The following is a 24,567-nucleotide window of genomic DNA, read 5'->3' as shown; positions in this document are numbered from 1 at the left end:
TCTGATATGAAAAAACAGCATGTAGTCATTATTGGAGGAGGACCTGCAGCTATCCGTTTGATGGAACAGCTGCGTGAACGGTCTGCCCGGGTGCATATTTCTATTTTCAGTAAAGAAAAAACGCTCCCATATAATCGGATCCAGCTTTCATCCTATTTAAACGGAGAAATAACAGAAGAGGGCTTAACCACCTATACAAATAAATGGTTCCACCAGAATAATGTTTCCTTTCATCCGGGAGAAACGGTAGAGGAAGTATTAAAGGAAGAAAAGAAAATTATTACAGCAGGTGGGGGGGAGCATTCCTATGACTACTTAGTTTTTGCTACAGGCTCATCACCGCTGATTCCGCCGGTGGAAGGTGTAGAAAAAGAGGGGGTATTTCCTTTTCGCACGCTGGAGGACTGCCGGAGACTTGTAGACGCGGCGGAGCATAAGCGCCGGATACTGGTCATTGGCGGTGGTCTGCTGGGACTGGAAGCGGCGAATGGATTGAGCCGCTTCGAGGCAGAAGTAACGGTAATACAGCGGGCGGACAATATTATGGACCGGCAGCTTGACCGGCAGTCTGCTGCTATGCTGCAGGGAAAGCTGGAGCGGCGCGGGGTGAAATTTTTGCTGGGGAAGGCCGTTACTTCCATTTTGGGGCTCCGTAAGGTAGCGGGGATTAGTTTTGGCGACGGGACACACATGGAGGCAGATATGGTGGTGTTTGCTATTGGCATCCGTCCGCAGCTGAAGCTTGCAGAAGCGTCAAGTATTAAGACGAACCACGGGGTAATCGTGAACGACCGAATGGAAACGAGTGAAAAGCACATATATGCGATAGGCGAATGTATCGAACATGACGGACGGACCTATGGCCTGGTGCAGCCGGTGAACGAACAGGCAGATGTGCTGGCCAGGCGTTTGAGCGGCGAGCATAAAGCCTACTACAAAGGTTCAAGTACTTCGGCAAAGCTGAAAATATCTGGAGTGGAATTGTTTTCTGTAGGGTCTTTGAGCGAAGATGAAGCTACAAAGTCATGGGTACTTCACGATGAAGAAAACGAGCTTTATAAAAAAATTGTTTTTCGTCATAAAACGGTGCAGGGAGCTGTACTTTACGGTAATACGTCCAACAGCGATCTGCTAAAGAGTTTGGTGATGACGGATAAACCGATCAACGCCTCAGAGAAAAAACAACTGCTGTCAGCAAGCAGTGAGCCGTTCGGCTTTCTGCTGGAAATGCCGGGCTCTGACACGGTATGTGCCTGTAATAATGTAAATAAAAACACGATTATTCAGGCCGTACAGGAAAAAGAACTGACCACGCTGCAGGAAGTTAAAACCTGTACGGGGGCTTCTACCTCCTGCGGGGGCTGCAGCAGTATGGCAGAGGGACTGCTGAAGCTTGCCTGTGAAGGGAAGGTGGAGGCAGAAAACAAAGCAGAAGCGCTGTGCGACTGCACGGGGCTTGACCACCCTGCGTTGATTAGCCGGCTGATGGAAGTAAAACCATCGACGCCGGAAGAAGCGATGAAGGCATTGAATTGGAAAACGCCGGAAGGATGCGGAATGTGCCGGCCTGCCATCGCGTATTATCTCTATATGATTCAGATGAAGCAAGGAGAGCTCTCCAGCAATGAAACGATGCCATTCACCTATTCACCGTACATTTCTTTGGAAGCAGATGGCACCTACACCCTGCAGCCAATCATGAAAGCAGGAATTATTTCCCCAGCTCTAATCAAAAATCTAAATACCGTTATTGAAAAACACCAATTGAGCAATTTTCACATTACGGCGGGCGGACGCATACAGCTCCCCTATGTGGAAGACAAAGACGTGGTGGAAGTATGTGACAGCCTGGATATCCCTCTTCTCAACTTTCCAGGTTTTCAAATGACGGCAGTGCAGAGTGTGTTTAAAGACCAGATCCGGGAGCGTCACCACCCTGGGATGGTCCCGTACGCTCTGGAGCTCGAGGAACCGGTAGAAGCCGTTCCTTTTCCTGACACACTTCGTTTTGTCATGCTGGAGGGCTTTTCCATTCTTGAAGGCAATCACGTTGATGCAGGACTGCTAAGGATGGAAGATAAGTGGGAGTTCCATATTTACTTTGAGGAAAAGCCCGTGCTGCTGTTTTCAACTCCCACTTTTATGGAGATAAAAGAGTACATTTGGGCGCTTCTTCAATATTACCGGGAAACCGCGTTTTTTAAGGAATCATTTGCCGGATGGTGCGGACGTATGACCATCATCCATATACGGGAAGGAATATTCGATCCGGAGACAAGAGAGCAGCTGCTCCACCAGTTAAGTGCTTGTTTGAAAAAACCGCTGCCGTATCATTTTTCGGTTCCAGAAGGGAGTACAATTCATGAATGATTTCGGATCCAATTACGGACAAACGATAGAGCCGGCGGTGCTCGAAGAAAACCGGCACCAGGCTCAGTGCCCTTTCTGCAGCATGCAGTGTAAAAAGGAAGTAGTGGAGCAGATTACTACAAGAGGCGTTAAATATAAAACCGTTGGCGTGGATAATCCCACCACGCATGGCCGGTTATGTGTCAAAGGCCACTCGGCTTATCAGCACGTGATTCATGAAGACCGGATCACCAACCCGATGAAAAAAGTGGGTGGGCGTTTTAAGCCCATTGAATGGGACGAAGCGCTGGATATTATTGAACAGCGGACGAAGGAAATTCAGGAGACCTCCGGCAAAAATGCTTTATCGGTATACGGCGGCGGTTCGCTTACAAATGAAGAAGCCTATCTGCTCGGTAAGTTTGCCCGGGTGGGGCTGCAGACAAAATACATCGATTACAACGGGCGGTTCTGTATGTCTTCTGCTGCTTCAGCGGCGACAAAGACGTTCGGCGTTGACCGCGGTTTTACCAACGGCATAGAAGAGATTCCAAACGCAAAATGCCTCATACTCGCCGGTACTAATATTGCCGAATGCCAGCCGACTATTATGCCTTATTTTGAACAGGCGAAGCAGAACGGGTCCTTTATTATTGTGATTGATCCAAGAGTGACAGAAACGGCTAAAATGGCAGACCTGCATTTGCAGCTAAAGCCCGGCGAAGACTGGTCTTTGACGACCGCGCTTTTAAAAGTGATTTTTGATAAAAATCTGCAGAATAAAGAATTTTTGCAGAACCGTACGGAAGGCGCGGAAGAGCTTGAAGCTTACGTGCGCCAGTACAGCGTAGAGGAACTGGCGAAACGGGCAGACGTGCCCCGGGGTGATATTGAGCAGGCGGCTACAATCTTCGCCGAAGCGGGGACAGGCATGATATTTACTGCGCGGGGAGTGGAGCAGCAGATTGACGGGCACCAGGCTGTGCGTCATTTTATTAATTTAGCGCTAGTCTGCGGCCATATTGGCAAGCCGGGTGCAGGATACGGAGCGATTACCGGCCAGGCAAACGGCCAGGGAGGCCGGGAACACGGTCAAAAATCTGACCAGCTTCCGGGGTACCGCTCAATTGAAGACCCAAAAGCCAGGGAGCACGTGGCTGCGGTTTGGAATGTGAATGAGAAGGATATGCCCGGCAAAGGTGTGTCCGCCTACGAAATGATGCAGAAAACAAAGAACGGGGAAATTAAAGGAATGTTTTTAGTAGGTTCGAATCCAATTGCTTCCAATCCGAATGCCTCTATTGTGAAGGAGGGACTTGAGGCACTTGATTTTTTAGTGGTCGTGGATTTATTCATATCCGAAACAGCCGAATATGCTGATCTGGTCCTCCCATCGACTGCTTATATTGAAGACGAAGGAACACTCACAAATATGGAGGGACGGGTCACCTGGAGACAGGGAGGCCGCCCGGCACCCGGCCAGGCAAAGCATGACTGGGAGATTTTATCGCTGATAGCTTCACGTCTTGGCAAAGGAGAGTGGTTCAGCTACCGCTCAGCAGAAGAAATTTTCGAAGAGCTGCGTCTTGCTTCGAAGGGAGGGCCGGCTGATTATTACGGAATCACGTATGAACGGATTAAACAGGAAAATGGTGTCTTCTGGCCATGCCCTTCCCTGGAAGAGAAAGGAAGGCAGCGCCTGTTTGACGAGTCGTTTGTACACAGTAACGGTAGAGCCCACTGCTTTACCCCAGAACACGGGGAAGAAATTATCAAAGAACGGCTGTCGGAAGCGAGACCGCTGTATTTAACGACCGGCAGGGTTATGTCTCATTATTTGACAGGGGTGCAGACAGGAAAAAGCGCGAGGTTAAATGCCCGTTATTTTGAATCATTTGTCGAAATTCATCCTGAAACAGCAGACAAGTATGGCATTAAAGAAAACGATCTTGTTACTTTGGAATCTCTGCAAGGATCTATTGTGGTTAGAAACCAGTGGTCAGAAAATATCCGGAAGGACACCATTTTCGTGCCTTTTCACTGGGCTGGCAAACAGAACGTAAACCGGCTGATTGCTGGCACCCTGGACCCAGTCTGCCAGATGCCTGGGTTCAAGCTGGCAGCTGTCTCCATGAAGCCGGCAGAAGCTAAAAAACAAGAAATATAACAGATATAATGAACGCTGCCGGCATTGGCAGTGTTTTTTTGCGGTGAAGGGTCGTTTAAAAAATAAAAAAACCAGCCCCTGACCTGGTTGTAAAAGGCACGGGGGCTGGCCGGGGTTTATGGCTGACATGGCAGGCGATGGCCTCTGCAGCCCGAGGAGCCTGTCAAAACAGGTCCAGGGCCGCGGCTCAGCGGTCTTTCTCAGAAGCCTGGCTAACGTAGGAAACGGCTTTCCTTGAACGGAACGCGGCTTCTTTTGCTTTTTCTTTAAGCAGTTGGTCCTCCTTGGAGAGATAATAGTCGTCAGCGAAGGAATTCTCCGGTTCCTCGAGGGTGAAATAGCATATGATAAAACTTACAAAAGCTCCTCCGGCCAAAATGAAGAAAAATTGGCTTGGGGTGACAAACGTATATAATGTTAAATATACACTTGCGCCGATGCTTCCGTATGCTCCGGTCATGCCGGCCACCTGCCCGGTGACCCGTTTTTTTACCATTGGAACCATTGCGAAGGTGGCGCCTTCGCCTCCCTGCACAAATAATGAAGTGAGTACTGTCATGAGCACAGCCAGTAGTACCGGCCAGCCGGAGTTAATCATGCCCATACCGCACATGCCGATCACGATGCCGGACATATAAACGAGCATCACCTTCCGGCGGCTTCCGAGGCGGTCAGAGAGTACCCCGCCAAGTGGACGCGCGAGCAGGTTCACAAAAGCAAATGATGCCGCAATAAGCCCGGCTGTGGCCGGAGTAAGGGAAAAGGTGAGCTGAAAAAACATCGGCAGCATAGACACAATCGCAAGTTCTGCGCCGAAGTTGGCAAAATACGTACTATTCAGAGCTCCGACGTTTTTGAAATTATACTGGTCGTCCTTTGCTACACCTTGCTTAATAATAGGAACGTTTATTTTCACAATCATATACATCTGGTAAATCAATACGAATCCTACAGCTATAAAAATGCCGTACACAACAGAAGTAGAGATAAAGCCCATGTCGAACACCCTCCAGGCACTGAGAGCCACGGCGCCACCGATAGGTAGAGTCCAAAACATCAATTGAGCCATATCTCTCCAGGAGCTCACTTCCATGGCGCCGGAACGCTTCGGTTTGATAAGCGTATGGCCCTCCGGCGTATCGCGAACGTTTAAGTAGAACACAATACCATAAATAAAGCAGACAACCCCGGTGAAAGCGACGGCGTATCTCCAGCTGTCATCGCCGCCGATAAGGGTGATGGCGAGCCACGGAAGAACGATAGCCCCCGCTGCCGAACCAAAATTGCCCCAGCCGCCGTAAATCCCCTCAGCAAAGCCTACGTGCTTGGGCGGGAACCATTCTGCGATCATGCGGATACCGACTACGAAGCTTGCGCCAATACTCCCGAGCACAAGCCGGCTGATGGCAAGCTGCGCCCAGGTGCTTCCGAAGGCGAAAATAAAAGTAGGTACAGCCATAATAATCAGTAGGGTGGAAAAGACGACCCGCGGGCCAAAGCGGTCAAGGAGAGACCCGATAATAATCCGGGCCGGAATAGTCAAAGCGACGTTCATAATTCCGAGAGCGGCAATATGTTCTGTCGTAAGCCATCCAAGGTCAGCCATCATGGTAGTGGCAAGTGGAGCCATGTTATACCAGGCAAAAAATGAGATAAAGAACGCAAACCAACAGAAATGGAGAATCTTAATGCGTTCATCCTTAAAGCGGAAAAGATCTTTAATAGTTAAAAGGGGAACCTCCTAAGGTTGGGTAATTATTTTTGGTTTATTCAAAAAACATTGGAAAGTTCGCGCACGCATACTTATTTCTCAGGAAGTTCACCGGTGCGGCAGAAAAAGCTTTATTTTAAAAGCAGATAAACCGTATTGTTTTCCACTCTTGTGCCATAGGAGGCGGTACAGCCTTCGTCCGCCCCCTGGGCCCGCCCGTCGTGTAAACTGATTTTCCAGTCATGGAGAGGGCAGAAGACGTGCTCCCCGCTGACTATCCCCTGGGAAAGGGGCCCTCCTTTATGAGGGCACTTGTTCTCCAGGGCGAAAATAGTGCTGTCTTTCGTCTTGAAAATAGCGATCGAGGTTTCTTCAATAATTACCTCTTTAGGAATGTCCACTGCAATCTCATCAACGGTGGCTACTGCTATTTCTTTTTGCTTATTTATACTATTCATCTTTGTGCCTCCCTCATATTAAACAAGCTCTACTTTGCGCTGTTCAAACAGCTCCTGTTTTTTCTTTTCGTTATAGGTAAGTTCCTTCCACGGGTCTTCGCCCTTATGCTCGAGGGACACTTCCATGCGCTCAATTAAGTTTGCCCGTTCCTCTTCATCTTCAAGAACCACCGCTTTTACATGATCGAGACCGACCCGTTCGATCCAGTGAGAGGTGCGCTCGAGGTAGTGGGCGGATTCCCGGTAATATTGAAGAAAAGCGCTGATAGCATCCAACAGTTCGTCGTCACTGTTCATTTTTCCAAGCAGTTCACCGCCCCTGAGATCCACGCCGCCATTTCCACCGACATACATTTCCCAGTGACCTTCAAGGCCGACAATTCCAATATCTTTGATACCGGATTCTGCACAGTTTCTCGGGCAGGCGGAGACCGCCATTTTTACCTTGTGGGGGGTGTTAAGCCGCTCGTATTTTCGCTCGATGGTCATTCCCATTCCAATGGAATCCTGGGTGCCAAAACGGCAGAAATCTTCACCTACGCATGTCTTTACGGTACGTATTGATTTTCCATAGGCATGGCCGGAAGGCATGTCAAGGTCTCCCCAAATGGCCGGAAGGTCCTCTTTGTTGACACCGAGCAGATCAATACGCTGGCCGCCTGTCAGCTTAAGGAGAGGCACTTCATATTTTTCTGCTACATCGGCAATCTTTCGAAGCTGGTCTGAATTAGTGACTCCCCCGTACATCCTTGGTACAACGGAATAGGTACCGTCATTTTGGATATTGGCATGCACGCGTTCATTGATAAAGCGGGAGGCATAGTCATCTTCATATTCTTCCGGTTTTGATACGCTTAGATAATAGTTCAGGGCCGGCCGGCATTTGGAGCACCCTTCTGGTTCCTTCCATCCCAGCACGTTCATCACTTCCCGTGTATGGGAAAGTTGTTTGGCTTTTATCTCTTCGATAACCTGCTCGTGGGAGAGGTCGGTGCACCCGCACAGTGGCTCCACTTCATTGACGGCAGCCCCGTCGCCGAGCGTGGCATTCAGCAGGTCGGAAACGAGCGGTTTACAGCCGCCGCAGGAGCGGGAAGCGTTCGTGTGCTGTTTGACCTCGTTGACGGAGGTAAGGCCCTTTTCGTTAATAGCAGAAACGATTTCTCCTTTACAGACACCGTTGCACCCGCAGATTGTTTCTTCGTTTGCCATATCCACCACCGGGCTCTCCATCGGGGCGTTGCTTTCAGAAGGAAGAATGATCCCTTTACCAACCTCGGAGATGTCTTCTTTTTTATTGATAAGGTTTAAAAGCTTCGGCGAGTCAGTGGTATCTCCGAATAAAACAGCTCCGACCACCTTGTTATCACGGATGTTTACTTTTTTATAAACGCCGTCAAAATCGTCATGGACGAGCACAGATTTTAAATCGTCCGCTTCGCCAAATTCACCGGCAGAAAACACGTCGACGCCTGAAACCTTTAATTTGGTTGATGTAAGCGAGCCCTGGTAGCCGGTTCCTGCGGGTTCTTTGGATACGAGCCGTTCAGCCAGAATTTTTCCCTGTTCATACAAGGGAGCTACTAGTCCGTAAGCGATGCCGTTATGCTCTGCGCATTCGCCAACGGCGTACACATCGGGAGCGCTCGTTTCAAGAAAGTCATTCACGATAATCGCGCGGTTTGTCTTCAGGCCGGAGTTTTCTGCAAGGCCGATATTTGGACGGATGCCGACAGCGATAACAACAAGGTCGGCGTAAAGCGATTCGCCGTCTTTGAAATGAAGACCCTGTGCGCGTTTGCGGCCGAAAATCTGCTCTGTCTGCTTTTCCATATGGAACCGCATGCCCTGGTTTTCAAGTTCACGCTTCAGCATTTTGGAGGCATTAGGATCGAGCTGGCGTTCCATTAACTGATCCTGGAGATGGATCACTTCTGTTTCCATGTTTAGGTTCAGCAGGCCCCGGGCGGCCTCAAGTCCCAACAGGCCGCCGCCGATAACGGCCGCTTTTTCATACTTTTTGGAAGCTTCAATCATCGTTTCAGTATCTTTTATGTCCCGGAAGGAAATGACCCCTTCTTTATCAGATCCGGGAATAGGAGGCATGAAAGGGTTGGAACCGGTAGCAACAATCAGATGGTCATACGCACATACAATCCCGCCGGCGCTTTCCACCTGCTTGTTATTCGTATCAATACGAGTGACTTCATCGCCTGTGTAAAGGGTGATATTATGTTCTTTATACCAGTCATAATCATTCAAAACGATATCTTTTAATTCGCTGTCCCCCTGGAGGACAGAAGAAAGAAGAATGCGGTTGTAGTTTGGGTGGGGTTCCTTGCCGAAAACTGTAATTTCAAAACGGTCCGGCTCCTGCTTTAAAATTTCTTCAATGGTGTACATGCCAGCCATGCCGTTGCCGATTAAAACGAGACGTTCTTTATTCATAGATGAAACCTCCTCATATAATTTAGATAATTCTGAATTTTTTTCGTCGTGTTAAATACCAGCCGGAGTTTTTACAGGAAAAGAAGTAAGGCTGTTTAACTGTTCCGTCATTTTTTCAAATGATAATGAAGGATCTATATAAAACACGTCTTCTTCATCAGAAGGGAAAGCCTCCTTATCAAAAATAATGTAAACAGGAGAAGCGGTGGTGTGCAGTTCGCTGATCATACGGTTGACGTTCGGCTTCAGCCGTTTGCAGGATGCATAATTGGGAACAAAAATGGTATCGACAAGCTCTTCTTCAAGCAGGCGCCAAAGAGCGTGTTCAGCGTTGGATGAAAGGCATCCAGCGTCAATGGGCTGCTCCGTATGACAGATAGCGGTTTGCTCATCCTGCAGATAATCCGTAAATTGCTGGAGCCCCGGGGCCCCGTCGGTGAAGGCTGCAATGTTTCGGACGGTCTTTCTGCCTGGGTTAAACCACTGCGTCCGGGCATGCATTGCTGTAACAGAGCCAACCACAATAATGGCAGGATTTGCAATCTGTTCTTTGTTAACTGTTTCTTCAAGTCTGGCGAGCGAAGCGGCGGCTGATTGCTGTTTACCGTAAGTGCCCCACTGCACAATAAGCACCGGCTCTTCGGGGGAGCGGCCGTGCTGGGTCAGCTGCTCTGCAATCCACCCGGCGTGTTTGACGCCCATATAAAAAACAATCGTATCGGAGCCGGCAGCAAGCCCGTGCCATTGGATGTCGGGCATGCCGTCCTGCTGTTTGCCGTGGCCGGTCACCACGGTGTAAGAGCGGGAATGTTCCCGGTGGGTCAAAGGAACACCGGCATAAGCCGGGGCGGCGCTTCCGGAAGTCACGCCGGGGATGATTTCAAAGCGGATCTGATGCTTTTGAAGCTCCTCGGCTTCTTCTCCGACTCTTCCAAAGACTCCCGGATCTCCTCCTTTTAAACGGACGACCCGGCTGCCGTGTCTGGCATGGACCCGAAGCTCGTGGTGAATGTCATGCTGCCGGAGCGTATGCCGGCACGGCTGTTTACCGCAGTATATAAATTTTGCATCGGGAGAAGCCTGCAGCAGGAGCCCGGGGTGAGCCAGGCGGTCGTAAATGACTACGTCTGCCTGCTGTAATTTACGCAGCCCCTTAGCGGTGATTAATTCAGGATCACCTGGACCGGCGCCTACAAATGAAACGATTCCAGTATAATTGCTGCCCATGCTGCACCTCTTTCCTTTTAATATGTACAGGAAGTAGTTATTTTCTTGATTACGAGTTTTATTCTAGGTAAAGCTAGAGGGCAAAGCAGTATATGTGAAAGAAAACTTAACGTACTTTTTTCTCTTTTCGTACTATCGGACTTATTCATACGCACGCTGGCGAAAATTTCATAAATAATAGTACGAAAACCGCATTACCTCTGTAAGTAAATCTGACAGTAACGTGTTGAATACCGGTGGGGAAAGAAAAATTCAAGAGATTGTTAAAAATATGAATCGGAAATATAGGTAATTAGAACTTTATTTAAAAATAAACGCAATAAAAAGTTTGAACCCGGTAGGTAAAAGGTAAAACGAATTAAAGTAGTTATTAAATTTAGAGTTAGAAAGTGAGTGTTAGTCATGATTCGTACTATTTTGATGGTTATTGGAGCTATTGTTGTAATTGGAGCAATCCTCTCCCTAATCTAATTTAAAAGAAATTGCTTAAATGATTACATTAAAAGGCCCTCTCCAGCCCAGCGAATTCATGACTGTTTACTTCCAAAACAATTTATTGGAAAAGCATGAGAGCTTCCGGCCGGGTGAGGGTTTTTGCGTATAGATTAATTTTCACATAAGAAAGGTGAGGTACAGTGACCGACGCTAAAGATAAAGTTACGTACGGATTGATGGCCGCCGGCAGCCTTATTGGCGGTGCGCTCCCTCTAATTACTAAAGGCACGAAAAATAAACTCCATTCTTCGGAAGACTCCTCCAGCGAAGAAAATGCTGTTGAGTCCACAGAGAGCCAGGAAAAAGAAAAAAAAGCTCCCCGGCTCAAACAGACAGTTAAAAAGCCTGCTACAAAAGCAAAGCAGGCGAAAGACAATGTAAAGGAATCGGGAAAACAACTGCAAGGCACCGTGGAAAACAAGACGAAAAGTGCTGAAAATAACACAAAAAAAGCAGGAGAACAGGCTAAAGAAGCTGTTTCGGGAAAAGCTAAAGGGGCCAAGCAGGCAGCTGATGCGAGTAAAGTTGTTTATAAAGGAAACAAAAAGGTAAAAGAAACAAAAGGCAGGATAAATGGAGTTAAAAACACTGTTGGTGAAAAGGTAGAAAAAACCGGCAGGAAAATACAAGATCAAGAAAATGCTCAAAGCATTACTAATAAAGACGAAGAAGAGACAGAACTGTCAACCGGGAAAGCAGATAGTGCTCCAAAAAAGGCGAAAAGGGTTTCTAAAAAATCTTCACGACGATTGACGGATGCGACCGGCCTTGAACAGAGCGCAGCTTCAGCAGAGCCGGGGATGGAAAACGCAGAAGAGTCGACGTTAACTCAGGAAATAGAGCGCCGGCCGGAAGAAGTGGATGAAGCTGAAGTTAATGCCTACCAATCCGAGAAGCAAAATGGAGGCAAAATGAACCATAGCCTGACCGACGTAATGGATACCGTGAACGATTTCTTTGAGAACTATGTGGCTGAGCCCCAGCGGATTACTTCTACGGAAAAACAGAAAGGCCAGTGGCTGGTAGAAATTGAAGCGTTGAATAAAGAAGGCAGAAAGTCGAAAAAAGAAACGTATCAGGTGCAGGTGGATGATCAGTTAGAGGTAACCTCCTATAAGCGAATTGACGAAAATAAATAATGCTTCGGTTTGAGGAGATCAAATTATGGCAAAAAAGATTTTATTAACTGAAGGCGGAAAATATGTTGATGGTTCAAAGCCAAAGGTAAGAAAAACATTCTCCGTTCCGGACGAAGCCTGGAAGAAAACTCACTTTTCCTCCTATTCTAAAGGAGGGTCATCCGGGGACAAATCATCCGGTGAGCAATCCAGTGAAGAACAGTCCAATAATGAGGAAAAAAAGAGTTCCACGGATGAAGAATCATTTTTGGATAAGGTAAAAGGCGGCGGTCAAAAAGCCGCTAAATGGGCGTCCTTTAAAAAACCGAAGGAAGTCCTCGATGAGCAGACAGAAGATACGTTCATTGAGCCTGTTAAAGACACGGCAGAAGAAATTGCTGACTTGAACCCCGTGGAAACAACGAAAAATATGATTCAGGGAAACGCCAAAGAAGAGCTGGTGAAAACCGCTACAGAAGGGGTGAAGAATAATCCTAAGGCTGCCAATGCCGTAGCTGCAGCCTATATGGGCAAAAAGTTTTTTAATACTCTGGAGAGCGCCCGGCTGGCAAAGGAACATGCGCAGGAAAAAGTACAGGAAACAAAGCAGGCATTGGAAGGAAAAGGAGAAGAAGCCCAGGAAAAACTGCAGAAAGCTGTCGAGCAGGCCAAAGAAAAAGGCCAGGAAGCCCAGGAAAAACTGGGGGAAGCTACAGGACAGCTGCAGGAAAATGTCCAGGGCGGCTCCAAGAAGTCCGGGAAAGGGGGCGGTAAAATCCTTCGCTCGCTGCCTGAAAAAGGGTTGAGCGATCTAAAAGGAATGGAAGATATTAAAGGACCGTCGAACATCAAGACTTACAGCGAGTCCAGGTTAAGAAGCTATGATGAGGTTAAGGGCGTTGATGATATCAAGGGTATAAGCGAATTGAAAGGCTTATCTGACATCAAAAGCTACAAGGAATCGAAGCTGAAAAGCTATGATGACATCAAAGGCATCAATGCCATTAAAGGAACAGAAAATATTAAGCATTATGATTAAGGAGTGAAAGATTATGGCAACAATTGAAAAAAGTACAGATTCTTCCAGCTTGGCAGAGGTTATTGACCGTATACTGGACAAAGGTATTGTTATCGACCTGTACGCCCGTATTTCTGTGGTAGGAATTGAACTGATTACAATTGAAGCACGTATCGTTATTGCAAGTGTTGATACTTGGCTCCGTTACGCTGAAGCAGTCGGACTGCTCCGTGACGATGTCCAGGGCGAAATCGATGAGGATGCAGACTCTAATGAGCGTGCCGGGCAGTTAAACTTTGCTTAAATTTCTCTAATCCCGTCATGCGTATGACTGCATGGCGGGATATATTTCTATTGTAAGAAGAAAGCGGGGGATACGATGAAGGAAGTAATGAAGTCACTGAATGAGTTTTTTGAGGAGAACGTAAAGCCTCCGTTTCGAATTACTTCGGTTTCCGAAGAGGAGTACGGCTGGTTTGCGGAAGTGGAAGTTATCGAAGAAGATGAGTATATGCAGAAGTACGGGCATGATCAGCTTCTGGGTGTATATGAAGTAAAGCTGAACAACAATCGGCAGGTAGGATCCTTTGAACGTGTGAATTTGAGACCGAGAAGTGCTCATGTAGAAACAGCAGAAAGGAGATAGATATTGATGGCGGCCAAACAATCAACGACCAAAACAGAAGAAAAAACAGAAGAGAACCAGAGCCAGGAGCTGAAAAATAGTAAAAGTGGCTCGTATAAACCTTTCTCTTCTGATGAAGAAGAGCAGCCGAAAGAGCAGATTAAAGGTCCAGCGAAATCGGGTTCTTCGAGTGCATCTTCACAGAAATCCTCCGGGGAGAACGAAAAAGCGGACGATAAGGGAGGAAATGACGAAGTGAATACTACGACGGCTGCCAGTAAAAATAATACAGCTAAATCGAGGCAAACAAAAAAAGGAGCTAATGAAGAAACAGCTCCGCAAGAAGAGCAAGGCGAAGAGTCGTTTGCGCCTATCACAAGTGACATGTTTGAAACCATCCGTTCGTTTTTCGAAGAAACGATGAATTCTCCCGTCCGTATTACGGCTATCATGGATGCAGAAGATGGATGGGATATTGAAGTGGAACTAGTGGAAGAAAAAGAATATACTCAAAAATACGGTCGAGACCAATTGATCGGGATTTATAAGGCGACAATGAATAAAGATCAAAAGATCACTTCCTATCAAAGGATGAACACCCGTCCGAGAAGTACTCCTTTTGAGAAAAAAGAGAGGTAAAAAACATGGCGACTACTAACGGAAGAAAGCAACAGACTCAGAAAAAGTCATCCAACACGTCAGGGAACTCCCGGACAAGCCAGCAAAAAAACAGCTCCCAAAATAACAGAGGCCAGTCGAAAAAAATCAATGCACCTGCTAATACGAAATCGAAGCAAACGACCTCTGAAGAACAAGGGCAGTCAAAACAGCAAAAAATCAGCACCATTAATAAAATCGTAGAGACTGACGAGATGCAGTCGATTTTAGAGCGTTCCGAAAAGTATTTAACTTCCGGGTACCCTGTACACTTCACAGGCGCAGCCGGGGTGGGGAAAACCACTCTTTCGTTTCAGCTTGCACGTCGTTTTAACCAGCCTGTGACGCTGCTTAATGGAAATGAAAGCCTTTCGAACACGGATCTTCTTGGTGGAAGAATCGGTTATACGAGTGACAAATTAATCGACAATTATGTCCGGAAAGTGTACAAACGTGAAGACCAAATTACAGAACGGTGGAGCACCGGCCGTCTGCTTGAAGCAGTAAAAAATGGCCACACGCTTATTTATGATGAATTTACGCGTTCGCTGCCGTCTACGAATAATTTATTTCTTTCCGTGCTTGAAGAAGGTATACTGCCTCTTTACGGCACGCAGCGTAATGAAAGCTTCATTACCGTGCACCCGAATTTTAAAGCAATTTTCACAAGCAATCCGGAGGAATATGCTGGTGTGCATAAATCCCAGGATGCCCTACTTGATAGAATGATTACGATTCCGGTGGAGGACCCTAATAAGGAAGCTCAAGTTTCTATCCTGACTGAAAGAGCATCCATCAGTGAAAAAGAAGCCGAAACCATTATTAAAGCATTGGATTGGGCGAAATCCACGAGCAGGGAAAATGATACGCATGTGCCAAGCTTCCGTCTCGCTGTTATGACCGCGATGTTAAGCTCGGAGCATGAGGTTAAAATAGATGTAAAAAACGACGATTTTCAACAGCTGTTTTTTGATGTGATGGGGCATTATTTCCTGGAAAATATTCAGGGTGAAGATGTCAGCGAAGCACAAAAAAGAATGAAGGAAGAGTTGAAAAAGGTCTAGGAGGCAAAGTAACCGTGGGAATTTATATGTTTGGGGTTATTGAAACTACGGAAAAACCAACCTTCGGTACCGTGGAACTCGAGGGCAAAGAGCGAAAAATTTATACCCTCCAGCGCGGGCAGGAGGCGATGGTGGTAGCAGAAGCTCCGATGCAGATTTATGATCCAACGAGGAAAAACCTGCGGGCTCATCAAGATACAGTGGCCAGAGTAATGGAAGAATACGATGTCATTCCGATGAGTTTTGGGAACGTCCTTGAGGACCAAAAAGAAGTTTTTGCTTTAATGGAAAAGCTGCAGGATCAATTTGAAGAAATTTTTCCGAAGATACGCGGCAAAATGGAAGTTGGACTTAAAATTATCGGAAAGAAAGAATGGCTGAATGAACAAATCCGTCAGGAGCCGGGGATGGAAGACCTGCGCAAAAAAACGGATACGAAAGGTAAAAACGCCAGCTATTACGAGCGCATGCAGCTCGGAGAATCGGCGCAGAAATTCATGATACGGCTGCACGAGCGCTTTGAAGAAGAGGTTTTCCAGCCGCTCGCAGAGATCGCTAACGCAGCCAAAAGCAACGAAGTAATCAATGAGCGGATGCTGTTGAATGCCGCCTTTTTAATAGATAAAGAAAACGAAGAAGCGTTTGATGCAAAAGTAAACGAAATTTTTAATAACTGGAACGAACACGCTGATTTCAAGTATACGGGTCCATGGCCGGCATACAACTTCATTGACCTGAAAATAAAGGCAGGGAACAGCGTATGATTCATAAATTATTTACCTGGCCGCTCGATACGGTCGTCTGGGCTGGTAAAAAGGTAAAAGAAGAGGCGGATAAAGAATACTTCGATGTCCGCCAGATTCAAAAAAAACTCGCCAATCTGCAGATCATGTATGAAATGGAAGAAATATCTGAAGATGCCTTCACAGAGCAGGAGGAAGAGCTGCTGCAACGGTATCGCAGAGCGAAGCAGATTGAACAGGAAGAATTACGGGAAGAGTTAGAGGAAAAGGATTAAAGGAGTGAACCGGCAGTGCAGACAAACTCGGGCGCACCGGCTCTTTTGTATTTGTATGCCTTGATTCCCACAAGCGAATATGAGGAAGCTCCTATGGAGCCAATGGAAGGCATGGAGCCGGGCAATAATATCAGCTTTATTGAACATGGCAGTATTACTGCAGTAGTAACCCATGTTCCGGAAGAAGAATTTTCCCAGGAAAAACTGCAAAAGAATGTAGAAAAAATGGAATGGCTGCAGGCAAAAGCCTTTCACCATCATGAAACGATGAACCAGCTGCATGATCGCTATACCACAATCCCGTTAAAATTCGGCACGATTTTTGAACAGGAAGCAAACCTTGCGGAAATGATTGAAAAATATCACGAGAGCGTAACGGCTCAGCTTTCTTATTTGAAGGGCAAAGAAGAATGGAACGTCAAAACCTACGCTGATCAGCAGCTGTTCACTGAAGCCGTCGTGCAGAACAGCGAAGAAATTCAGGCGAAGGAAGCAGAGCTTGAAGCGATGCCGGCTGGCCGGCGCTTTTTTGAAAAAAAGAAAATGGACCAGTTTATTGAAGCGCAGGCAGACGAACAGATTGAGAAGCACTGCCAATCGTTTCATGATGAGTTAGCCGCCCGGAGCGAAGGCACGGAAATAAAAAAGAATTGGGAAAAACGCGTCACAGACCGGGAAAAAGAAATGGCATGGAACGCCGTATATCTGATTCACTCGGAAGACCGGGAGGCGTTTATTCAATTAATTGAAAAGCGTCAGGAAAAAGAAGAAGCAGAAGAGACCGGAATGGATTTAGAGTGTACAGGCCCATGGCCAGCATTTCATTTTTCAGGCCTGACAGACAGGAGGGAACAAAATGCCCCAAGACACTCTTAAAAACCGGGAAGTTTCCCTGCTCGACGTCTTGGACTCCGTGCTGGATAAAGGGGTTGTGCTTCAGGGCGATTTAACGATATCCATTGCAGGGATTGACCTTGTTTATTTGGATTTACGCGTACTAATCGCTTCTGTAGAAACCCTGCGACAGTCGGAATTGAAGACGCAGAAAGAATTTGTTTCTAATTCTTCAGAACCTTCCCAAGTCGAATAAAGGAGGCCGAATACAGATGGAAAATAATAATCCGCAAGTAACGGAAGCCCAGCAGCCGACCGGGCGCATATCATTAGATCCAGACAAAGCAGAAGAAGGTCTCACACAGCTAGTGATGACGGTAGTGGAGCTGCTGCGTGAGCTGGTGGAGCGCCAAGCGATGCGAAGAGTCGAAGGCGGCGATTTAACAGAGGAGCAAGTCGAGCAGCTTGGTGTAGCGCTCATGCAGCTGGAAGACAAGATGGAAGAAATGAAAGAAATCTTTGGCCTTACGACAGAAGATTTGAACATTGATCTTGGACCTTTAGGAAACTTACTGTAGGCTTCAAAATATAGTTTAAAGAAGGGATTATGTTATGGCTGAAAAACCTGTACAACGCTCAGTGCCCGAGCAAATGGAAAGACCCTCAGGCGGTCTCGTAGACATTTTGGAAACAGTACTGGATAAAGGCGTCGTCATTGCCGGGGACATTAAAGTAAATATTGCAGATGTGGAGCTTTTGACAATTAAGATCCGGCTGGTCGTCGCCTCGGTGGATAAAGCAAAAGAAATGGGCATCGACTGGTGGGAAACAGACCCGCACTATTCTTCCAATGCTAAAAGGCTCGAAGAAGAAAACCAGCGTCTGCTTGAGCGGGTCGAGCAGCTCGAAGATAACCAGCAGACGGAAAGCGAAGAGCAGCAGGCGACAGCACAGAATAAAAACAAAGCCGAAAAGTGAGGTGAACGTACGTGATTTTCCGTGATCTGTCTAAAGATATCGGCCAACTGGTACGGGACCTGCAGAACCAGGAGAAGTCGCAGGTTCAGCGTACAGAAGAACGAACGTTTGGAAAAGGCGAAAACGCACCGAAGCTTCAAATGGAATATAATATGAAAGCACGAACGCTGCCATCGAAGGAAGAAATGGAAGAATACCGAAAAGAAATCAAACAGCGGGATAAGGACCGCCTGGAATAAACAGGCGATATCCTGCAGGAAAGCTTCCTCCGGGGACGCCGGTTCCTCTCCGGAGAAGCGGTACATATCCATATTAACTAATAAAGGAGCTTGGGACATGGCAAAAGAGAAAAAGCGGCGGAGCTTTTTAAAAAAGAAAAATATTGACGAATCAACGCTGAGGGAGCGTTTAAGGCGCTTGAATCCACGGGCAAAAAAATACGCGAAAAACCCAAAAGAGACGGAGAAACTGCTGCGTCAGGCGAGAGAAAAAGCGGATGAAAACCAGAGTCCGCTGAAAAACGTTTGGCAGGAACTGCAGCTGATGCTCGAAATGCTCCGTGCCTGGTGGAAAAAAGAGTACCAGCATGTGCCATACAAATCGATTGTAGCCATTATTGCGGGTCTCATATACTTTGTATCTCCAATTGACCTGGTACCGGACTTTCTTCCAGGCGGCCTGATTGATGATGCCGCCGTTATCTCGTTTGTCTTTAAACAGGTGCAAAAGGACCTGGAGGACTTTAAAGAGTGGAAATTGCAGCGTGATAATACGATTGATGCAGATGAATAGCAGTCAAAAAGCTCCAGCCGCATTTAAATTGTCGGCTGGAGCTTTGCTTGTTTATTCGTATAATTTCCAGGCTGTTTTTAAGGAATTAGTAATATAATCTGCTATTTCTTCTGGGGAGTCTTTGCCGATAGTCACTTTGGAATGGTGGCTGGCGTAAGCCGCCTGCCTGCTATAGAATAATTCTTCAATATCTTCGAGCGAACGTCCTTGAAGAACTGGGCGGTCCGCCATTAGCAGGTGAATGCGCTCTTTCCAGGAATCCCACGGCATATCCAGATAAAAAACAGTGCAGTTGTTTAAACAAACATCCCGAATTTCTTCCTGCATGAAAGCTCCGCCGCCAAGAGAAATAACTTTCAAGCTTTGATTGGCATATTTATTCACCAGTTCTTTCTCCTTCTCCCTGAACGCAGGCTCCCCGAGCAATTTAAATACATCCGGCACAGGCATTTGGAACTTTTTTTCAATCTGTTCATCGATATCAATAAAGGATCTGTATAGATTTTGAGCGACCAATCTTCCAATGGTTGTTTTACCAACCCCCATAAAGCCTATAAATACTATGCTTTTTTCCCGTAAAGATTTTTCTTTTATCATCATATGTCTGCACTCTTTCGTTAATAAAATGAGGTAGTCAGCGAAATGTACCGTGATTATAATACAGTTTTCAGCAAAAGTAAAAACCAGGCACTACATGAGGAGCTGAAGAATATAGGCGAAGCTCATCGTAAACAGCATGTATCCAATCACAAACGGCAGATTCCACAAGCCCAGCCGGTACGGGTTGGTATGGAGATGATAACCGACGATGGAAACAGAAATATTAAACAGGCTGAACATGACAGGACTTAAGCTGCAGACAATGAGAACAAGAGCCAGTGGGATCGCTTGGAGGTCTGCAAGTGAAGGAGCAATAATTTCTGCCAGCAGAATAACAGACACAAGCGGGTGAAAGCCGATAAAGCTTGAAATGAGAAAATAAGCACCAACCAGCAGGTAAAAAATAAAAACCTGCTGATGCATGGACGTGAACAGCTGCTGCAGTAGCTCAAATAGAGAAGTCCCTGCAAGCATTTGAACGAATAGTCCGGCACTCAAAAACATGAAAAAGAAATTCGCCATCCCTTTGGTTCTTGTCTTCCATTGGTTAAAAGCAAAAAAGGCGTATCGGCGCAGGCGTTTAATGAAAGCTGCCCATAAAAAAGATACAGGAGCAATAAACAAAACGAGAGTAAATAAATAATCAAAACTGGACCACTGATTAACAATACTGACACAGGTGACGAGAAGCAAAAGCAAAACGATCAACTGTTTGATCTTTCTGCCAGTGGTGCCGGAGTGATCAGCCTGATCATCTTCAGACTGGAGGCGCAATTTAGGATACTTAAAAGAAGCTGTCAGAATATCAAACAAAATGACTATGATAACGATCGTAATAATAAATGGGAAAATGTAAATGTAACTTTGCCCGGTTATATTTAAAGCTGTAATAACCATGATTTCCAGGGGGCTCCAGGCGAGACAAAGGGCGTAAGCCCGGAGCAGGTTCTGTGTATAAAACTTTGCTTTTACTTTTTGAGGAATCGAGGTGAAGGTCCGATCCAATGTGCGCATCAATACAGCAAATGTAGCAATATTTAAAAAAAGCCCGAGCACATGGCATACAAAGAAACTCCGCCTGTACAACTGAGTAACGGTATCTGCGCCCTGTTCCATAAATTTTCGAAGGCCGTGATCGTACTTCCCTACCCGTATGAGTGAATTGAGAAAGGGAAGCATGAAAAAGAATGAAAGAATGCCGAGCATTGTTTGAAACGACAGAAAATAATCCTGCCAGGAAGCGCCGGTCTGAAAAAATAAAATAGTCCCGATGGCGTAGAAGGCAATACCGGAATAAAAGAACAGCCCTTTCGCAAAAAACAGGGAAATAAATATAACAATATTTGCAAGTATACCGGTAAATAAAGAAAAGCCCGGTATAGACAAAAACTGTGAAAGAATATATACGAAGATTAATAAAGAATATATGTATAAGCGCAAATGCTGTTCCTCCAATTTCCAGTTGATGACACGCAAGAGTATGATAGCATATTAGTTACATATATGGAGACGATCTAAACATTTATCATTTGAGTGGGGGAGCATATGACCAATCGAAAGTATCAAACGCTGCAAATAGGAAACAAATCCTACAGTGCTTCTCGGCCGATGATCTGCGTGCCTTTAACAGGAGAGACGACAGAAAACTTAGTTGAAGAGCTGCAAACGATAAACTTAGCGCAGGCGGATGCCATTGAATGGCGCGCTGACCATTTTAAGAATTTAAAAGACATACAAGCTGTGCGTCAGGTGCTGCAGATCCTGAAGCAAAAAGCTCCGGGGTGCCTGCTTTTATTTACTATTCGATCTGCCCAGGAAGGCGGTGCTGACCGCCGCCTGACTGATGAAGAAACGATAGAGTTAATTTTAGAGGCAGTACATTCAAAAAATACAGACATAGTGGATATAGAAGGCAGAATGAGCAGTGAACATATAGCAGCTGTCTATCAAAAAACCAGGGAATGCGGAGTGAAAATGTTAATTTCACATCATGATTTCTCAAGAACGCCGGCAGCCCGTGAAATGAATCGTTGGGGTGAAGAGGCTGAAAGAAACGGGGCGGACATTGTAAAAATGGCGGTTATGCCAAACCGTAAATCAGACGTATTGAATCTTTTAGGAGTGCTTGCTGAATTGAGCGAAAAGCTGACTATTTGTACCGCAGCAATGGCCATGGGCCCTGCTGGGATCGCTTCCCGCCTGGTTGGGCATTCATTTGGCTCTATGATGATATTTGCTTCTGGAAAAGAGAGTTCCGCCCCGGGACAAATCCCGCTCGAGGAAGCACGCCTGGTAATTGATATCGTTAATAAATATTCATAACGGGCAGCTTTTTCATCGGTTTCATCAGCTGAAAACCAAAATAATCGTTATGAATCGGTAATAAAAGTTGAAAAGTTTGTGGAAAAACCCGTATCATTTGATATAGATGCGGGTTTTACGTGTGCTCAGATCGTGCCGACAAGGAGGGTGGAAATGGATGGAAGACATACGCCAGCTCGAGGAAGACTTATTAAAGCCGAGTATTCGGCGGTCAGCGGTGGAAGTGAGCCGGCTGTTGGCAGAAGACTTCCAGGAAATCGGAGCGTCCGGCCGGATTTTCACCCGGGAGGATGTGATTTTCGGCCTGGAGGAGGAGCGTCCCGTGCATAGAGCAGTAGCTGACTATAAAACAAAACCGCTTTCGGAACATTTATATTTAGCGACCTATACGGTAACGAGCGAACTGGGCACCTCGCTGCGGAGCTCTATATGGCGAAAGACGAATTCAGGCTGGGAGCTTGTGTTTCATCAGGGAACGCCGAAAAAAGCGAACCAGCCTTAAAATCAAAATACAAAAACTATTTCCAGCACGAGCACAGCCGGCTTGCAGAAGGACATTAGAGGTGAACAATATGGAACTGTTCCATTACCATTTTTGGACGACAGAAATAGAAAAAACAGAATCATTTTACAGCAGCCACGGGTTTGAAGTAGTGGGACGCTTTGCGCTGGAAAATTACCGCATCAAGCGTTACGACCCTCCGCTTATGTGGGATGATTTCCGTCATAAAGAGTTAACGTTTCGGATGATAGAAATGAGTCTTGGCCAGGTCCGGGTTACCTTCGGTACGGGAAGGATAAATACGTTCGGCTACTTTGGCTACCGTGTGAACAACGAAGAGCATGCCAGCGTTCTTCAGCGTGCAAAAGAACACGGATGGGGCGTTAACAAAAAAGAACGCAGAACCTTTCTGCAGCCGTCCACCGGCCCGAAGATTCAGCTGGATTGGGCTAAAGAGCTCCCTATCGGCGGAAAAGAAGAACTGCAGTCCGTCGTCATTACGAGCCCCGAGCCGTATGATTCAGACGACTGGCTGACTGTTCTGGGTGCAGAAGCGGTGGTGCCTTCCTGGGAGGAAAAGCGTGCATTCGAGCTTGAAAAAGTGGTTATTCAGGGAGCGGAAAATACAGAGACGGTGCAGGACCCAAATGGAGTCTATTTGGAATTCCGCACGTAATGGAAGGAAGAATAGCAGAGTGAAATGTGTGATGGGGACCGTTCTGGGCCTTGCGTTGTTTGCTGCGAAGCCCAGAACAGCAAAAAGCAGGAAATAGGGAGCGAATACATCGTGGAGTCGTCATTTCGTCAACTGATTATTGTCATTTTATCCATACTTTCGACTGTGCGCCTGGTCTTCTTTTTTGTGCTGGACCAGCCGCTTATCGACGCTATGATGCCGCTTGCGTTCATGGTGTACTGGATGCTTATTTTATCGATAGCGGACAGCAGACAGTTATGGAGTGCAAAACGCGAATTAATCACTATTCTGGTAGCGACAGCTCCGGTATTGATTGTTTCGTTTATTGGAGTCGTAACAGAAGCGCACGCGATTTCTCTGCCGTTATTCACGAATTCGATGCTTTTAATAATTTTGATGCCGATTGTTTATAAGTATGGATTAAAACCGAATGACACTGATAAAAAAAATTAGAGGAGACCAGCGAATGGTGTTTCGAGCGAAAGGAAGCAGACTGTTGTCCGCGTTTGCGGTCATAGCCATCGTACTGTTGGGTTATTCCATTTTTCAGGCCCTGTTTATGTACGACGGCGGTCCGGGGACTATTCTGCGGGCTATAGTGGACGCAGTTATTATTATTTTAATTACCCAGATTGTGTTTTTCACAAAATATGAACTGCGTAAAGAGCACTTGGCGGTTCATGCATCTCTTCTGATACGCCTGCGAATTCCTTACGATTCAATTGAGCGGGTGGAGGAAGTGCCAGGATGGATTAAAGGAGCGACACCGGAGAGGCTGAAGGTGGTTTACCAGGAAGGGGCCCGTCACCAGCATATAACGCCGAAGGACGAATCATTATTTCTGGAAAAGCTGGCTGCTAAAAATAAAAATATTAAAATGCCAAAGGAAGGACGGTTCATCCAGTGAACGGTCCTTCTTTATAATTTGTCATAAAATTTACGAAGGAAATAAAAACCAATAGAAGCCAGGATTATGCCGGCAACAATTACTGTCAGGACAAAAAGCACTGTAGGCACAAATCTCACTCCCCCTCTACACAGATTTTCCCTGTTATTGTTGTTTACCCCCGGGAATAAACTGACAAGCCTCTTTATTTAAACGGTGGCACAGGAGGTTTTAATTCTGTGCTGTGCCGAAAAGAAGTTTGTATGCTTTCATCTTCGATAATATAAAAAAGCACTGGCGTAAAAACCAGCGCAGTACGCTAATGGCATTAGTGGCTTTGGCCAGAAATGCCTGTAGCTGTGACAATCGTTTTTATTTTTTTAAGATTTGGGCCAACAACCTGGTGTCTTTTGTCATCTGCAGTAATAATAGTGATAGGAACAAATTTTTCATTTAATGCGCCGAATTCTTGGTTCGCCTGAGGGTCGTTTACAATATCTTTCTCAATATAAGAAATGCGGTTTTCCTGAAACCAGCCTTTGACTTTAGCGCAGGAGGAGCAGTTGGGCTGGGTGAAAATCTGAACTTCATAATTCATATA

28 protein-coding genes are annotated in these 24,567 nt (G+C 46.3%); 21 read left to right on the top strand and 7 right to left on the bottom strand.

The window, feature by feature from the left end:
• Positions 1 to 6 precede the first annotated feature (6 nt).
• Together nirB (CHL76_RS08140) and nasC are read left to right on the top strand one after the other, a co-directional pair.
• Entirely contained in the window at positions 7 to 2,370 is a 2,364-nt protein-coding gene (gene nirB / locus CHL76_RS08140) for a nitrite reductase large subunit NirB (RefSeq protein WP_094908275.1), read from the top strand.
• Positions 2,363 to 4,516 carry an assimilatory nitrate reductase catalytic subunit NasC gene (gene nasC / locus CHL76_RS08135; RefSeq protein WP_094908274.1) on the top strand — a complete coding sequence of 718 codons (2,154 nt, stop codon included), beginning with the start codon at positions 2,363 to 2,365 and terminating at the stop codon, positions 4,514 to 4,516. Before nirB (CHL76_RS08140) ends, nasC begins: the two co-directional genes overlap by 8 nt.
• 187 nt (positions 4,517 to 4,703) lie before the next feature.
• Here nasC and CHL76_RS08130 read toward each other — a convergent pair whose 3' ends face one another.
• The 4 genes from CHL76_RS08130 to cobA all read right to left on the bottom strand — a co-directional run bounded on the left by CHL76_RS08130 (position 4,704) and on the right by cobA (position 10,360).
• Positions 4,704 to 6,200, bottom strand: coding sequence for an MFS transporter (locus tag CHL76_RS08130; protein ID WP_307725196.1), 1,497 nt, complete (start codon positions 6,198 to 6,200; stop codon positions 4,704 to 4,706).
• 158 nt (positions 6,201 to 6,358) lie between these two features.
• Positions 6,359 to 6,685 carry a nitrite reductase small subunit NirD gene (nirD, locus tag CHL76_RS08125; protein ID WP_094908272.1) on the bottom strand — a complete coding sequence of 109 codons (327 nt, stop codon included), beginning with the start codon at positions 6,683 to 6,685 and terminating at the stop codon, positions 6,359 to 6,361.
• 18 nt (positions 6,686 to 6,703) lie between these two features.
• The gene (gene nirB, locus CHL76_RS08120; protein ID WP_094908271.1) at positions 6,704 to 9,133 is read right to left on the bottom strand and encodes a nitrite reductase large subunit NirB; all 2,430 of its coding nucleotides are present in this window, start codon (positions 9,131 to 9,133) and stop codon (positions 6,704 to 6,706) included.
• 51 nt (positions 9,134 to 9,184) lie between these two features.
• A complete protein-coding gene (gene cobA / locus CHL76_RS08115; RefSeq protein WP_079475228.1) occupies positions 9,185 to 10,360 on the bottom strand; it encodes a uroporphyrinogen-III C-methyltransferase in 1,176 nt (391 codons plus the stop codon).
• 635 nt (positions 10,361 to 10,995) lie between these two features.
• Between cobA and CHL76_RS08110 the strand changes: the two genes are divergently transcribed.
• From CHL76_RS08110 to CHL76_RS08045, 14 genes are all read left to right on the top strand, one after another.
• Positions 10,996 to 11,994 carry a hypothetical protein gene (locus tag CHL76_RS08110; RefSeq protein ID WP_094908270.1) on the top strand — a complete coding sequence of 333 codons (999 nt, stop codon included), beginning with the start codon at positions 10,996 to 10,998 and terminating at the stop codon, positions 11,992 to 11,994.
• Positions 11,995 to 12,019: 25 nt separating this feature from the next.
• On the top strand, positions 12,020 to 13,012 hold the full coding sequence (locus CHL76_RS08105) for a hypothetical protein (RefSeq protein ID WP_094908269.1): 993 nt from the start codon (positions 12,020 to 12,022) through the stop codon (positions 13,010 to 13,012).
• A 13-nt stretch (positions 13,013 to 13,025) separates the two neighbouring features.
• Complete coding sequence (gene gvpA / locus CHL76_RS08100; protein WP_022794406.1) at positions 13,026 to 13,295, top strand: gas vesicle structural protein GvpA; 270 nt, start codon at positions 13,026 to 13,028, stop codon at positions 13,293 to 13,295.
• Positions 13,296 to 13,322: 27 nt separating this feature from the next.
• Positions 13,323 to 13,637 carry a gas vesicle protein GvpO gene (gene gvpO, locus CHL76_RS08095; protein ID WP_307725195.1) on the top strand — a complete coding sequence of 105 codons (315 nt, stop codon included), beginning with the start codon at positions 13,323 to 13,325 and terminating at the stop codon, positions 13,635 to 13,637.
• Positions 13,638 to 13,643: 6 nt separating this feature from the next.
• Complete coding sequence (gene gvpO, locus CHL76_RS08090; protein WP_094908268.1) at positions 13,644 to 14,255, top strand: gas vesicle protein GvpO; 612 nt, start codon at positions 13,644 to 13,646, stop codon at positions 14,253 to 14,255.
• A gap of 5 nt (positions 14,256 to 14,260) precedes the next feature.
• Entirely contained in the window at positions 14,261 to 15,337 is a 1,077-nt protein-coding gene (gene gvpN, locus CHL76_RS08085; protein WP_094908267.1) for a gas vesicle protein GvpN, read from the top strand.
• Between the two features lie 14 nt (positions 15,338 to 15,351).
• Entirely contained in the window at positions 15,352 to 16,101 is a 750-nt protein-coding gene (locus CHL76_RS08080) for a GvpL/GvpF family gas vesicle protein (protein WP_233133271.1), read from the top strand.
• Complete coding sequence (locus tag CHL76_RS08075) at positions 16,098 to 16,355, top strand: gas vesicle protein GvpG (protein WP_079475234.1); 258 nt, start codon at positions 16,098 to 16,100, stop codon at positions 16,353 to 16,355. The genes CHL76_RS08080 and CHL76_RS08075 overlap by 4 nt, the downstream gene beginning before the upstream one ends.
• A gap of 15 nt (positions 16,356 to 16,370) precedes the next feature.
• Positions 16,371 to 17,231 (top strand): GvpL/GvpF family gas vesicle protein, encoded by an 861-nt coding sequence (locus CHL76_RS08070; protein ID WP_094908266.1) that lies wholly within the window; start codon positions 16,371 to 16,373, stop codon positions 17,229 to 17,231.
• The gene (locus CHL76_RS08065) at positions 17,212 to 17,445 is read left to right on the top strand and encodes a gas vesicle protein (RefSeq protein ID WP_079475236.1); all 234 of its coding nucleotides are present in this window, start codon (positions 17,212 to 17,214) and stop codon (positions 17,443 to 17,445) included. Before CHL76_RS08070 ends, CHL76_RS08065 begins: the two co-directional genes overlap by 20 nt.
• Before the next feature lie 16 nt (positions 17,446 to 17,461).
• Entirely contained in the window at positions 17,462 to 17,767 is a 306-nt protein-coding gene (locus CHL76_RS08060) for a gas vesicle protein K (protein WP_079475237.1), read from the top strand.
• A gap of 73 nt (positions 17,768 to 17,840) precedes the next feature.
• A complete protein-coding gene (locus CHL76_RS08055; RefSeq protein WP_198951236.1) occupies positions 17,841 to 18,167 on the top strand; it encodes a gas vesicle protein in 327 nt (108 codons plus the stop codon).
• 11 nt (positions 18,168 to 18,178) lie between these two features.
• Positions 18,179 to 18,406: a hypothetical protein gene (locus CHL76_RS08050; protein ID WP_079475239.1), complete on the top strand. Its 228-nt coding sequence runs from the start codon at positions 18,179 to 18,181 to the stop codon at positions 18,404 to 18,406.
• Between the two features lie 97 nt (positions 18,407 to 18,503).
• On the top strand, positions 18,504 to 18,959 hold the full coding sequence (locus CHL76_RS08045) for a YkvA family protein (protein WP_094908265.1): 456 nt from the start codon (positions 18,504 to 18,506) through the stop codon (positions 18,957 to 18,959).
• A gap of 51 nt (positions 18,960 to 19,010) precedes the next feature.
• On the opposite strand, the gene CHL76_RS08040 is transcribed toward CHL76_RS08045, so the two are convergent.
• Complete coding sequence (locus tag CHL76_RS08040) at positions 19,011 to 19,559, bottom strand: shikimate kinase (protein WP_079475241.1); 549 nt, start codon at positions 19,557 to 19,559, stop codon at positions 19,011 to 19,013.
• 90 nt (positions 19,560 to 19,649) lie between these two features.
• Complete coding sequence (locus CHL76_RS08035; protein ID WP_094908264.1) at positions 19,650 to 20,999, bottom strand: hypothetical protein; 1,350 nt, start codon at positions 20,997 to 20,999, stop codon at positions 19,650 to 19,652.
• A 105-nt stretch (positions 21,000 to 21,104) separates the two neighbouring features.
• Between CHL76_RS08035 and aroD the strand changes: the two genes are divergently transcribed.
• From aroD to CHL76_RS08010, 5 genes are all read left to right on the top strand, one after another.
• Positions 21,105 to 21,881, top strand: a complete 777-nt coding sequence (aroD, locus tag CHL76_RS08030) for a type I 3-dehydroquinate dehydratase (protein ID WP_094908263.1) — start codon at positions 21,105 to 21,107, stop codon at positions 21,879 to 21,881.
• 157 nt (positions 21,882 to 22,038) lie between these two features.
• Positions 22,039 to 22,383: a nuclear transport factor 2 family protein gene (locus tag CHL76_RS08025; protein WP_158219112.1), complete on the top strand. Its 345-nt coding sequence runs from the start codon at positions 22,039 to 22,041 to the stop codon at positions 22,381 to 22,383.
• A gap of 61 nt (positions 22,384 to 22,444) precedes the next feature.
• Positions 22,445 to 23,059: a hypothetical protein gene (locus CHL76_RS08020; protein ID WP_143747450.1), complete on the top strand. Its 615-nt coding sequence runs from the start codon at positions 22,445 to 22,447 to the stop codon at positions 23,057 to 23,059.
• A 111-nt stretch (positions 23,060 to 23,170) separates the two neighbouring features.
• On the top strand, positions 23,171 to 23,533 hold the full coding sequence (locus CHL76_RS08015; protein ID WP_143745409.1) for a hypothetical protein: 363 nt from the start codon (positions 23,171 to 23,173) through the stop codon (positions 23,531 to 23,533).
• A 13-nt stretch (positions 23,534 to 23,546) separates the two neighbouring features.
• Positions 23,547 to 23,987: a PH domain-containing protein gene (locus CHL76_RS08010; protein ID WP_158219111.1), complete on the top strand. Its 441-nt coding sequence runs from the start codon at positions 23,547 to 23,549 to the stop codon at positions 23,985 to 23,987.
• Positions 23,988 to 24,294: 307 nt separating this feature from the next.
• On the opposite strand, the gene CHL76_RS08005 is transcribed toward CHL76_RS08010, so the two are convergent.
• Positions 24,295 to 24,564, bottom strand: a complete 270-nt coding sequence (locus tag CHL76_RS08005; protein ID WP_158219110.1) for a glutaredoxin family protein — start codon at positions 24,562 to 24,564, stop codon at positions 24,295 to 24,297.
• Between the last annotated feature and the right edge of the window lie 3 nt (positions 24,565 to 24,567).

The sequence above is a fragment of the Marinococcus halophilus genome (genome assembly GCF_002265875.1).
GTDB classification, from domain to species: Bacteria; Bacillota; Bacilli; order Bacillales; family Marinococcaceae; genus Marinococcus; species Marinococcus halophilus.
Note: the sequence above shows the minus strand (reverse complement) of the source record. Positions and strands in the feature narration are given on the sequence as shown.